At 61.9% G+C, this 12,299-nt stretch carries 10 protein-coding genes; 6 read left to right on the plus strand and 4 right to left on the minus strand.

What is annotated here, in order from left to right:
• Positions 1-56: 56 nt before the first annotated feature.
• Positions 57-2,486: a TonB-dependent siderophore receptor gene (locus ACM6IQ_RS17320; RefSeq protein ID WP_414879400.1), complete on the plus strand. Its 2,430-nt coding sequence runs from the start codon at positions 57-59 to the stop codon at positions 2,484-2,486.
• A gap of 54 nt (positions 2,487-2,540) precedes the next feature.
• On the opposite strand, the gene ACM6IQ_RS17325 is transcribed toward ACM6IQ_RS17320, so the two are convergent.
• On the minus strand, positions 2,541-3,416 hold the full coding sequence (locus ACM6IQ_RS17325) for a helix-turn-helix domain-containing protein (RefSeq protein ID WP_414879401.1): 876 nt from the start codon (positions 3,414-3,416) through the stop codon (positions 2,541-2,543).
• A 277-nt stretch (positions 3,417-3,693) separates the two neighbouring features.
• Between ACM6IQ_RS17325 and ACM6IQ_RS17330 the strand changes: the two genes are divergently transcribed.
• Positions 3,694-4,596 carry a DMT family transporter gene (locus tag ACM6IQ_RS17330; protein ID WP_017336612.1) on the plus strand — a complete coding sequence of 301 codons (903 nt, stop codon included), beginning with the start codon at positions 3,694-3,696 and terminating at the stop codon, positions 4,594-4,596.
• Between the two features lie 38 nt (positions 4,597-4,634).
• On the opposite strand, the gene ACM6IQ_RS17335 is transcribed toward ACM6IQ_RS17330, so the two are convergent.
• Both ACM6IQ_RS17335 and ACM6IQ_RS17340 read right to left on the minus strand, forming a co-directional pair.
• On the minus strand, positions 4,635-5,609 hold the full coding sequence (locus ACM6IQ_RS17335) for a 2-hydroxyacid dehydrogenase (RefSeq protein ID WP_414879402.1): 975 nt from the start codon (positions 5,607-5,609) through the stop codon (positions 4,635-4,637).
• Positions 5,610-5,747: 138 nt separating this feature from the next.
• Positions 5,748-6,716, minus strand: a complete 969-nt coding sequence (locus ACM6IQ_RS17340; protein WP_017336614.1) for a LysR family transcriptional regulator — start codon at positions 6,714-6,716, stop codon at positions 5,748-5,750.
• 191 nt (positions 6,717-6,907) lie between these two features.
• Here ACM6IQ_RS17340 and ACM6IQ_RS17345 point away from each other — a divergent pair, with 191 nt between their 5' ends.
• From ACM6IQ_RS17345 to ACM6IQ_RS17360, 4 genes are all read left to right on the plus strand, one after another.
• Positions 6,908-8,407: an efflux transporter outer membrane subunit gene (locus ACM6IQ_RS17345; RefSeq protein ID WP_414879403.1), complete on the plus strand. Its 1,500-nt coding sequence runs from the start codon at positions 6,908-6,910 to the stop codon at positions 8,405-8,407.
• 121 nt (positions 8,408-8,528) lie between these two features.
• Positions 8,529-10,721: an FUSC family protein gene (locus tag ACM6IQ_RS17350; RefSeq protein WP_414879404.1), complete on the plus strand. Its 2,193-nt coding sequence runs from the start codon at positions 8,529-8,531 to the stop codon at positions 10,719-10,721.
• Positions 10,711-10,911 carry a DUF1656 domain-containing protein gene (locus ACM6IQ_RS17355; RefSeq protein ID WP_007896379.1) on the plus strand — a complete coding sequence of 67 codons (201 nt, stop codon included), beginning with the start codon at positions 10,711-10,713 and terminating at the stop codon, positions 10,909-10,911. Before ACM6IQ_RS17350 ends, ACM6IQ_RS17355 begins: the two co-directional genes overlap by 11 nt.
• A gap of 25 nt (positions 10,912-10,936) precedes the next feature.
• Positions 10,937-11,785, plus strand: coding sequence for an efflux RND transporter periplasmic adaptor subunit (locus tag ACM6IQ_RS17360; RefSeq protein ID WP_414879405.1), 849 nt, complete (start codon positions 10,937-10,939; stop codon positions 11,783-11,785).
• Positions 11,786-11,881: 96 nt separating this feature from the next.
• Here ACM6IQ_RS17360 and ACM6IQ_RS17365 read toward each other — a convergent pair whose 3' ends face one another.
• Positions 11,882-12,277, minus strand: a complete 396-nt coding sequence (locus tag ACM6IQ_RS17365) for a DUF4440 domain-containing protein (RefSeq protein ID WP_414879406.1) — start codon at positions 12,275-12,277, stop codon at positions 11,882-11,884.
• Positions 12,278-12,299 lie beyond the last annotated feature (22 nt).

Raw genomic sequence — 12,299 nt, forward strand, 5'->3', positions numbered from 1 at the left:
AGTGACTGAAACTGCGAGTCATTCGCATCCGTACGGTTCTACACAGGTCATGAGCAATGAAGTCCAGGGCAAAATCGGGTTCGGTCAAACAGTGGTTGGGTGCCTCAGCACTGAGCATTTCGGCATTGGCGTTGTTGCCATTGAGCGTGGCATTGGCCGCTGAGGCCGGCACGGCGCAGCAGCGTTCGCAGTTCAATTTTGCGATGGACGCCAAACCGCTACCCCAGGCCTTGAGCGACTTCAGCCGGATTACCGGCATCAGCGTGGTCTACACCGACGAAGCACCGTACGGCATTACCGCGCCAGCGGTCAGCGGGCAGATGAGCGCCGAACAAGCGATCCAGCGTTTGCTCAGCGGTTCGGGATTGACCTTCCGTCGCACCGATGATCACACCCTGGCGCTGGAACCGCAGCCCACCGAAGGCGCGTTGAACCTGGGCGCGACCACCATCACCTCGGTGATGGATCAAACCATGAGTTACCAGCCGCCGCCCACCAGTTCGGTGATGCGCTCGTCGGCCTTGCTCCAGGAAATCCCCCAGACCGTCAACGTGATCCCGGCCCAGGTCATTCGTGATCAGGCGCCACGCAACCTCGACGACGCGCTGGCCAACGTCAGCGGCATCACCCAGGGCAACACGCTGGGCAGCACCCAGGATTCGGTGATGACCCGTGGCTTCGGCGATAACCGCAACGGCTCGATCATGCGCGACGGCATGCCGGTGATTCAGGGGCGAGGCCTCAACGCCACGGTCGATCGGGTCGAAGTGCTGAAGGGCCCGGCCTCGTTGCTCTACGGCATTCAGGACCCGGGCGGTGTGGTCAACATGGTCAGCAAGAAACCTGAACTCGAGCAGTACAACGCGTTGACCCTGCGCGGCTCGACCTACGGCGACGGCAAAAACGGCAGCGGTGGTGGCCTCGACAGCACCGGCGCACTCGGTGAGTCCGGGCTGGCGTACCGCATGGTGCTGGACCACGAAGACGAAGATTACTGGCGCAACTTCGGCACCCACCGCGAAACCCTGGTGGCGCCATCGCTGGCCTGGTTCGGCGAAAGCACCAAGCTGTTGTTCGCCTACGAACACCGTGAATTCCTGACCCCGTTCGACCGCGGAACGCTGATCGACCCGCGCGACAACCATCCGCTGGACATCTCCCGCAATCGACGCCTCGACGAGCCGTTCAACAATATGGAAGGGCGCTCGGACCTGTATCACTTCGAGGCTGACCACGAGCTCAACGACAACTGGAAAGCGCACTTCGGCTACAGCTGGAACCGTGAAACCTACGACGCCAGCCAGGTGCGCGTCACGGCCATCAACACCGCCAAAGGCACGCTGACCCGCAGCATGGACGGCACGCAAAACGCGATCAGCACCGACCGCTTCACCACCGCCAGCCTCGAAGGCAAGGTCAATGTGCTGGGCATGCAGCACGACCTGGTGTTCGGCGTCGATGACGAGTACCGCAAGATCTACCGCGAAGACCTGATCCGCCAGAAAAGCCTGACCACCTTCAGCTACCTCAACCCGGTCTATGGCCGTGAAGTCGCCGGCACCACCGTCAGCCCCGCCGACAGCGCGCAGACCGATAGACTGCGCAGCGATTCGCTGTTCCTGCAGGACTCGATCCACCTCACCGACCAGTGGATTCTGGTGGCTGGCGGCCGTTTCCAGGAGTACGACCAGTACGCCGGCAAAGGCGTGCCGTTCAAGGCCAACACCGACAGCAATGGTCAGAAATGGGTGCCACGTGCGGGACTGGTGTATCGCTACACCGACGCGTTGTCGTTCTACGGCAGCTACACCGAATCGTTCAAACCCAACTCGACCATCGCCCCGTTGAGCGGCAGCAGCACCGTACTCGACGGCAGCGTTGCGCCGGAAGAAGCCAAGTCCTGGGAAGTGGGGGCGAAGCTGGACATTCCGGGGCGTGTGACGGGTAACGTCGCGTTGTTCGACATCAAGAAGCGCAACGTGCTGGTGGCCAATTCCGAAGGACCGGTGACGATCTACAGCGCCGCCGGCGAAGTGCGTTCCCGTGGGCTGGAAGTGGATTTGACCGGCCAGCTCAGTGACCGCTGGAGCATGATCGGCAGCTATGCCTACACCGATGCCGAAGTCACTGAAGACCCGGATTACAAAGGTAAAAAACTGCAAAACGTCGCCAGGAACACCGGCTCGCTGTCGGCGGTCTACGACTTCGGCACCATTGTCGGTGGCGATCAGTTGCGGGTCGGCGCGGGCGCGCGGTATGTCGGTGAGCGGGCGGGCAACGCAGTGAATGATTTCGACCTGCCGAGCTATACCGTGGCCGATGCATTCGCCACCTACGACACCAAGGTCGAGGGGCAGAAGGTGAAGTTTCAGCTCAACGTGAAAAACCTGTTTGATCGCACTTACTACACGTCGGCGGCGAGCCGGTTCTTTGTGTCGATGGGGGATGCGCGGCAGATTTCGCTATCCAGCACTTTGGAATTCTGACCGTATACCGCGTCATCGTTCTTCGCGGGCCTGCCCGCGATGGCGGCCTCTCAATCAGCGCAAAAACGCCTGGCGATACTCGCCAGGCGTCCCGCCGAGAACCTGCCGAAACCGGTTGGTAAAGTGACTCGCACTGGCAAACCCGCAGGCCAGCGCAATCTCCCCCAACGGCTGCGATGTCGCGCGCAGTAAATCCTGCGCCCGGCTCAAGCGCCGCGCCAACACATACTGATGCGGCGGCAATCCAAAGCTCTCCCGAAACATTCGCGCAAAGTGATATTCCGACAGCGCACACAAGCCCGCCAACTGCCCCAGGCTGATGGCTTCGGCCAACTGATGGTCGATGAACTCGACCAACTGCCGTCGCTGATGTGCAGCCAAACCACCCTTGAGCCGCAAACCCTCGCGCATCCCGACCTGGCAGAGCAACACGTGGCTGAGCATCTCATGGGCCAGGCTGCTGGTGAGCAGGCGTTCGCCGGGTTCATCCCAGTTGAGCGTGAGCATCTGGTGAAAGCGTCGGGCTTGTTGCGGGTCGTCGAGAAACGTCCCTTCGCGCAATTGCAGCTCGCGAGGCTCGCGGTCCAGCAGGGTGACGCAGCCGAGGGCGAACTGTTCGGGGCTGAAATACAGGTGCGCCAGGCGAATGTCGCCGTTGATCACCCAGCCTGACTGATGGTCGGCGGGCAGGATACACAGTTTGTCCGGGCCGCCCTTGGTGCCGGGCTGGTCACGGCGAAAGGTACCGGTGCCGCCCGCGATGTAACAGGACAAGGTGTGATGGCTCGGCGCCTCGTAATCCTGGGCATCGTGATGGTTGCTCCACAAGGCTGCAGCCATGCCGTCACCGAGCTCGGCGCTGTGCTCGAGGCGAGCATTGGGCGAGCGGTTGAGGGCTTGAAAGACTTGCAGGGTTTCCAGTGCGGGCATGATCGTTTCTCCAACGCTTCGCATCCTACTCCGTAGACATTGGCCTGCCAGCCTCCGGGCCGACAAAAGCGCAAGTTTATGCAAGTGCGTGTGCGTTCGGCGCAGCACACTGGATCCTTAATCAGGCAATGCCCTGTGGCGAGGGAGCTTGCTCCCGCTTGAGTGCGCAGCACTCACAAAAAAGGGGTCGCTACGCAGCCCCGCGTCGGATCGCCGCCCGGAGCCAAGCTCGCTCGCCACAAAAGCAGACCGCATTGCACCATCCGGAGCCTTCGCCATGAACCTTTCGCTGTACCTGCTGACCGTACTGATCTGGGGCACCACCTGGATTGCCCTGAAATGGCAATTGGGGGTGGTGGCGATTCCGGTGTCGATCGTCTATCGCTTCGGCCTCGCCGCACTGGTGCTGTTCGTGCTGCTGTTGCTCAGCCGCAAGCTGCAAGTGATGAACCGTCGCGGGCACTTGATCTGCCTGGCGCAAGGGCTGTGCCTGTTTTGCATCAATTTCATGTGCTTCCTGACCGCCAGCCAGTGGATACCCAGCGGCCTGGTGGCCGTGGTGTTTTCCACTGCCACGCTGTGGAATGCCCTGAATGCGCGGGTGTTCTTCGGCCAGAAGATCGCCCGCAACGTTCTGTTGGGTGGTGCACTCGGTTTGCTGGGGCTGGGTTTGCTGTTCTGGCCAGAACTGGTTGGCCACACCGCCAGCCCCGAAACCTTGCTTGGCCTGGGGCTGGCGTTGCTTGGAACGCTGTGTTTCTCGGCGGGCAACATGTTGTCGAGCCTGCAGCAAAAGGCCGGTCTCAAGCCGCTGACCACCAACGCCTGGGGCATGGCCTACGGCGCGGCGATGCTGTCGGTGTGGTGCCTGGTCAAAGGCATTCCCTTCGACATGGAATGGAATGCACGTTATATCGGCTCGCTGCTTTACCTGGTCATTCCGGGTTCGGTGATTGGTTTCACGGCCTACCTGACGTTGGTCGGGCGCATGGGCCCTGAGCGTGCAGCCTATTGCACGGTGTTGTTCCCGGTGGTGGCGCTCAATGTGTCGGCGTTTGTCGAAGGCTACCAATGGACCGCACCGGCGCTGGCAGGGCTGGTGTTGGTGATGCTGGGTAACGTGCTGGTGTTTCGTAAACCCAAGGCGCCGATGGTGCAGGGGAACGGCAAGCTGGCGTAATTGGCCGGGCAGACGTCAACCACGTCTGCCCGTGTCAGTCAGCCTTTCCAGACTTGCGGATTGACCAGATCCTGCGGCCGCTCGCCCAGCAGTGCGCTGCGCAGATTGGCCAGCGCACGGTTGGCCATGGCCTCGCGGGTTTCGTGGGTCGCCGAGCCGATGTGCGGCAAGGTCACTGCGTTTTTCAGTTGATACAGCGGCGATTCGGCCAACGGTTCCTTCTCGTATACATCCAGCCCGGCGCCACGGATCTGATTGTTTTGCAGCGCTTCGATCAGCGCCGGTTCGTCCACCACCGGGCCACGGGCGATGTTGATCAGAATCGCACTGGGCTTCATCAACGCCAGTTCTCGGCGGCTGATCAGGTGTTTGGTTTTCTCGCTGAGCGGCACCACCAGGCAGACAAAATCGGCCTCGGCCAACAGCTCATCCAGGCTGCGGAACTGCGCGCCGAGTTCTTGTTCCAGCGCGGTTTTGCGGCTGTTGCCGCTGTAGATGACGGGCATGTTGAAGCCGAGCCGACCGCGACGGGCGATGGCCGCACCGATATTGCCCATGCCGACGATGCCCAGGGTTTTGCCATAGACGTCGGTGCCGAACAGCGGGGCGCCGACGGTCGCTTGCCATTGGCCGGCCTTGGTCCAGGCGTCCAGCTCGGCAACACGGCGGGCGCTGCTCATCAGCAGGGCGAAGGCCAGGTCCGCGGTGCTTTCGGTGAGGACATCAGGCGTGTTGGTCAGCATGATCCCGCGTTCGTTGAAATAGGCGACGTCGTAGTTGTCGTAGCCGACCGACACGCTGGACACCACTTCCAGTTTGCTCGCGTTCTCCAGTTGCGCCCGGCCAAGCTTGCGACCCACGCCGATCAGGCCATGGGCGTGGGGCAGGGCTTCGTTGAATTGAGCGTTGATGTCGCCGTTTTTCGGGTTGGGCACGATGACGTCGAAGTCCTGCTTGAGGCGTTCGATCATGTCTGGCGTGATGCGGCTGAAGGCGAGGACGGTTTTTTTCATGGGAGGAGGGCTCGTCGGGCGGGGAGAATGCCAAGCACGCTAACATTCTTCCCGGATAGTGTGCGAGTCCCCCGAAGCTACCGGGCGTCCGCAGCCCTTCATAGGCGCCAGCAAGCCGGCGCCTACGGGTGGGTGGGGTTAGTTCGCCAGTCGAGCCCCTGCCAGACTCCCGCTCAACTCATACGCCGCCAGTTCCGCCTGATGCGCCGCCAGGATATCCGGCAACGAACCGCGCAAATACTCGACCCAGGTCTTGATCTTCGCATCCAGGTACTGCCGCGAGGGGTAGATCGCGTACAGGTTCAGTTCCTGCGACCGGTAATTCGGCATCACCCGCACCAGCGAACCGTTACGCAACCCTTCAATCGCCGCATACACCGGCAACACGCCGACGCCCATGCCGCTGGTGATCGCGGTCTTCATCGCGTCCGCCGAGTTCACCAGAAACGGCGAGCTGTGGATGGTGACCATTTCCTGACCTTCAGGCCCGTCGAAGGTCCACTTCTCCAATGGGATCACCGGGCTGACCAGGCGCAGGCACGCATGGTTCAGCAAGTCGCTGGGTTTATGCGCGCAACCGTTGGCTTTCACATACGCCGGCGAGGCGCAGACGATGCTGTAGGTGATGCCCAGGCGTTGGGAGACGAATCCCGAATCCGGCAGTTCGCTGGCAAGGACGATCGACACGTCGTAACCCTCGTCGAGCAAGTCCGGCACACGGTTGGCCATGGTCAGGTCGAAGGTCACGTCAGGGTGAGTCTTGCGATAGCGGGCAATGGCGTCGATCACGAAGTGCTGACCGATGCCGGTCATGGTGTGCACCTTGAGTTGCCCGGCCGGGCGCGCGTGGGCGTCACTGGCCTCGGCCTCGGCTTCTTCGACGTAGGCCAGGATCTGCTCGCAGCGCAACAGGTAGCGCTTGCCGGCCTCGGTCAGGGCGATGCGGCGGGTGGTGCGGTTGAGCAGGCGGGTTTGCAGGTGGGCTTCCAGGTTGGAGACCGCGCGCGAGACGTTGGCCGTGGTGGTGTCGAGTTGCACGGCGGCGGCGGTGAAGCTGCCGGCCTCGGCCACGTAACTGAAGGCGCGCATGTTTTGCAAAGTGTCCATGGGGTGCTCTCGGGTGCGATGGCAAATTGTGACACAACGTTTCAGGATCTGAGACCCCGACCAAGGGATTATCGCGTGAACGGTAACAAAGATTCACAGGAATCCCGGCTTATCGCCAACAAACCCGCCCCCTAGAATTGCCCGCTCCCACAAGGTTCATCGTGCTTTCCCTCTTTCAGGAATTTTCAGCAGTGCCGCGTCGCATCAGCAGAGCGCTTCAGACGCTCAGTGTTTTGGCTTTAACCCTGGCAATCAGCGGCTGCATCGGAACCGGAGGTATTGCCCCGCAGGGCAAGGCACTGGAGGCCAATTCACTGGCCACCGACGAAGCCATCCAGAGCGCCGCGCAGGACGCTCACTGGCCCACCGCACAATGGTGGCAAGCCTACGGCGACCCGCAACTGAATCGCTGGATCGACCTCGCCCTGCAAGGCAGCCCGACCATGGCCATGGCGGCCGCGCGAGTGCGCCAGGCCAAATCCATGGCTGGCATCGCCGAATCCGCCGAGTCGCTGCAGATCAATGGCCAATCCACCCTCAAGCGCCACAACTGGCCCACCGATCAGTTCTACGGGCCGGGCGAGCTGGCCAATACGACGACCTGGGACAACAACGCTGCACTGGGCTTCAGTTACGCCCTCGACCTTTGGGGCCGCGAAAGCAATGCCACCGAGCGCGCCGTGGACATGGCGCACATGAGCGTGGCTGAAGCGCGCCTGGCCCAGCTCGAATTGCAGAACAACATCGTGCGCGCCTACATCGATCTGTCGCTGCATTACGCGCAACGGGACATCGTTGCTGCGACCCTGAAACAGCAACAGCAAATTCTCGACCTCGCACAGAAGCGTCTGAACGGCGGCATCGGCACGCACTTCGAAGTCAGCCAGGCTGAAACGCCGCTACCGGAAACCCACCGCCAGCTCGATGCCCTTGATGAGGAGATAGCCCTCAGCCGCAACCAGCTCGCAGCCCTTGCAGGCAAGGGGCCGGGCGACGGTGCGCAGTTGCAGCGGCCGACGCTGGCGTTGGCCACGGCGCTGAAATTGCCGTCGTCGCTGCCCGCGCAATTGCTCGGCCAACGCCCGGACGTGGTCGCCAGTCGCTGGCAAGTCGCGGCGCAAGCGCGGGGCATCGATGTGGCTCACGCCGGTTTCTACCCCAACGTCGATCTGGTCGGCAGCCTCGGCTACATGGCCACTGGCGGCGGAGCGCTGGAGTTTTTGACCGGCAGGAAACTCAATTACAGCGTCGGCCCGGCGATCTCGCTGCCGATTTTCGACGGTGGCCGTTTGCGGGCCGAACTGGGTGAAGCCTCCGCCGGTTATGACATCGCTGTGGCGAAGTACAACCAGACGCTGGTCAACGCGCTGAAGAACATCTCCGACCAGTTGATCCGCCGCGAGTCCATGGACAAGCAGCAAACCTTCGCCGCCGAGTCCGTGGCCACCGCGCAGAAAACCTACGACATCGCGATGATCGCCTGGCAACGCGGGCTCACCGATTACCTCAACGTGCTCAACGCCCAGACGTTGTTGTTCAAACAGCAGCAGGTGCAGCAACAGGTTCAGGCTGCGCGGCTCAGTGCGCATGCCGAACTGGTGACGGCGCTCGGCGGTGGACTCGGTACGGGCAACGATGTGCCGACTGCCGAACAGACCCAGGTCCCGAAAACCCCGAGCCTTTTACGTTGAACACACTACCTGTGGGAGCCAGCCTGCTGGCGATGAGGGGGCCACCACCAACATTGATGTCGACTGATACTCCGCTATCGCCAGCAGGCTGGCTCCCACAGGTTTTACTGAGCAGGATTCCATGACCCCCTTGCCCGCACCTCTGCGCTGGCTGTATTCCCTCGAATGGCGCCGGGGTTTCTTTGACTGGGCACGCAGTGACGGCGTGACCTGGGTCTACATTTTCAAGGTGTTGATCGCCGCGTTCATGACCCTGTGGCTGGCGATGCGTCTGGAATTGCCGCAGCCGCGGACGGCGATGATCACGGTGTTCATCGTCATGCAGCCGCAAAGCGGTCAGGTGTTCGCCAAGAGTTTCTACCGTTTTCTCGGCACCTTGACCGGGTCGGCCGTGATGGTCGCGCTGATTGCCTTGTTCGCGCAAAACACCGAACTGTTCCTCGGTTCGCTGGCGATCTGGGTCGGCATCTGCTCGGCGGGTGCCGCACGTTATCGCAACTTCCGTGCGTATGGTTTTGTCCTGGCCGGCTATACGGCGGCGATGGTCGGGTTGCCCGCGCTTGCACATCCGGACGGCGCATTCATGGCGGCGGTCTGGCGCGTGCTGGAAATCTCGCTGGGGATTCTCTGCGCCACCGTGGTCAGCGCCGCAATCCTGCCGCAAACCGCCAGTGCGGCAATGCGCAACGCCTTGTATCAGCGCTTCGGTGTGTTCGCCTTGTTCGTCACCGATGGTTTGCGCGGTCGTAGCAAGCGGGACGCTTTTGAAGCGAGCAATGTGCGCTTCATCGCTGAGGCGGTCGGCCTGGAAGGGCTGCGCAGCGTCACCGTGTTCGAAGACCCGCACATGCGTCGGCGCAACGGTCGACTCAGTCGTCTGAACAGCGAGTTCATGGGCATCACGACGCGCTTCAACGCCTTGCACCAACTGCTTGAACGCTTGCGCAGCAGCGATGCCGATCACGTGGTCGCGGCCATCAAACCGGGCTTGCAAGACCTGGCGGAAGTGCTCGACGGTTTCAGCGGTCGTGCCTTGACCAGCCCCGATGCGGCACGGTTGGTCATCGCGCTGAGCGTTTACAAGGAAGGGCTGCCGGCCAGGGTTCGCAGCCTGCGGGCGAGCTTTCAGGAGCGCAACCCGAGTGACGCCGAACTGCTCGATTTCCACACCGCGTACGAGCTGCTCTACCGTTTTGTCGACGACCTGCACAGTTATGCGCAGACCCACGCGTCCCTGGCCGATCACCGCCATGAACGCGAGCGATGGGACGAGCCATTCACCCCGCAAACCAACTGGCTGGCATCCGCCGCTTCGGGGATTCGCGCGGCATTCATTCTGGTTGTACTCGGCAGCTATTGGGTCGCAACGGCGTGGCCGAGCGGGGCGACCATGACCCTGATTGCAGCGGCGACTGTCGGGTTGTCCGCCGCAACGCCCAATCCAAAACGCATGGCGTTCCAGATGGCCTGCGGCACGTTCCTCGGCGCGCTGATCGGCTTCGTCGAGATGTTTTTCATCTTCCCGTGGATCGACGGTTTTCCCTTGCTGTGCGTGATGCTTGCGCCGGTGATCGTGCTCGGTTCGTTCCTGACCTCGCGCCCGCAATACGCCGGCGTCGGTCTCGGCTTGCTGATCTTCTTCAGCACCGGTTCGGTGCCGGATAACCTCACCGTCTACAACCCTTACGCCTTCATCAACGACTACATCGCCATGGTGCTCGGCATGCTGGTGTGCGCGGCGGCGGGGGCGATCATCCTGCCGCCCAACAGTCGCTGGTTGTGGCGTCGGCTGGAGCAGGATCTGCGTGGACAGGTGGTGTACGCGATCAGCGGCAAGCTCAAAGGCCTGGCCTCAAGTTTCGAAAGCCGCACGCGTGACTTGCTGCATCAGGCCTATGGTCTCGCGGCCGGCCAGCCGCAGGTGCAACGGGACTTGCTGCGCTGGATGTTCGTGGTGCTGGAAGTCGGTCACGCGATCATCGAACTGCGCAAGGAACAGGCGATTCTGCCGGTGCACCCGGCGTATGCCGAATCGCAGCCGTGGCGCCAGGCCATCCGCGTAATGGGCCGCTCGCTGGTGCGGCTGTTCCTGCAACCAAGCCAGAGCAATCTGGAGCGCGGCCTGATCGCGGTGGACCATGCGATCAGCCGCGTACAAGCCACCGACGAACCCTTCGCCCCGCACTTCGATACCTCGGCATTACGTCGGGTGAAGAGCTACCTGCACTTCATCCGCACTTCGTTGCTCGACCCGCAATCACCGCTCGCCGCCTACGTGAACATCCCGCCTCAAGGACTTGAACATGCCTCGTGAAATCGCCTTCCACGGCGTGTACATGCCGACCATGACGCTGATGTTTTTCATTGCCGCGGCGCTGGCCTGGGCGCTTGACCGGTTCCTGTCCGGGTTCGACCTGTACCGTTTTTTCTGGCACCCGGCGCTGCTGCGCCTGAGCCTCTTTACCTGTCTGTTCGGCGCGCTGGCGCTGACTGTCTACCGTTGACTCTCTATCACTGAAGAAGGCCCTGATGAAAAAGCTTTTCAGCCTGCTTGCGACCCTGCTGGTGCTGGCCCTCGCGCTATGGATCGGCCGGACCCTGTGGGTGCATTACATGGACACGCCGTGGACCCGCGACGGCCGGGTGCGCGCCGACATCATCAACGTCGCCGCCGACGTCACCGGTGAAGTGGTGGACGTGCCGGTGCGCGACAACCAGCAGGTGAAAAAGGGCGACCTGCTGATGCGCATCGACCCCGAGCACTACCGTATCGCGGTCAAACAGGCGCAGGCGATGGTGGCTTCACGCAAGGCGACGTGGGAGATGCGCAAGGTCAACGCCCATCGCCGCGCCGACATGGATGCCCTGGTGATCTCCAAGGAAAACCGCGACGACGCCAGCAACATCGCCGACTCGGCCCTCGCCGATTACCAGCATGCGCAAGCGCAACTGGAAGCGGCCGAACTGAACCTCAAACGCACCGAAGTGCGGGCGGCGGTGGACGGTTATGTGACCAACCTCAACGTCCATCGCGGCGACTACGCGCGCATCGGCGAAGCGAAAATGGCCGTGGTCGACATGAATTCGTTCTGGGTCTACGGCTTCTTCGAAGAAACCAAGCTGCCCCACGTGCGCGTCGGTGATAAGGCCGACATGCAGTTGATGAGCGGGGAAGTGCTCAAGGGGCATGTGGAAAGCATCTCGCGTGGTATCTACGACCGCGACAATCCGGAAAGTCGTGAGCTGATTGCGGATGTAAACCCGACCTTCAACTGGGTGCGCCTGGCACAGCGCGTGCCGGTGCGGATTCACATTGATGAAGTGCCGGAAGGGGTGCTGTTGGCGGCGGGGATTACGTGCACGGTGGTGGTTAACTGATCTTCGCACCGCCGCTCCCACACTTGACCGAGTTTTTCCTGGATAAATACGATCGAATGTGGGGGCGGGCTTGCTCGCGAAGGGCGCGATTCGGTCTCACGCCTTGCAGAAAGTTTCATGCAAATGCCGCCAAAGAATCTTGCCTTCCACCTTCTCGAACACCACGGTCGAGCGGCGATCGGAGTGCAGGCCTGTGGCATCGGTCTGTTGCTCGCGGTAACTCACGGTTGCACCACCGTCATGTAACGCGAGGCCACGCAATTCGCTCAGCTCGATCCGGAACCCGAGTTTCTTGCCGCCCGCCAGCGTGAACAACTCGTTCAACGCCGCAAAATCCAGCACCCGGCCCAACGGCGAGACCATGGAAAACTGCGGGGAAAAACGTGTCAGCAGGTGTTCAAGTTCAGTGGCATCCCGTTCTTCGGCCAGCCATTGTTCGATGGCCACATGGGCCTGGATCACTTCGTCAAAGTATTCGGTGTAGTCGGTCATGTTGTTTCCTGAAAAATGTGCA

It is taken from the genome of Pseudomonas sp. IT-P100 (assembly GCF_949767185.1).
Taxonomy (GTDB): domain Bacteria; phylum Pseudomonadota; class Gammaproteobacteria; order Pseudomonadales; family Pseudomonadaceae; genus Aquipseudomonas; species Aquipseudomonas fluorescens_B.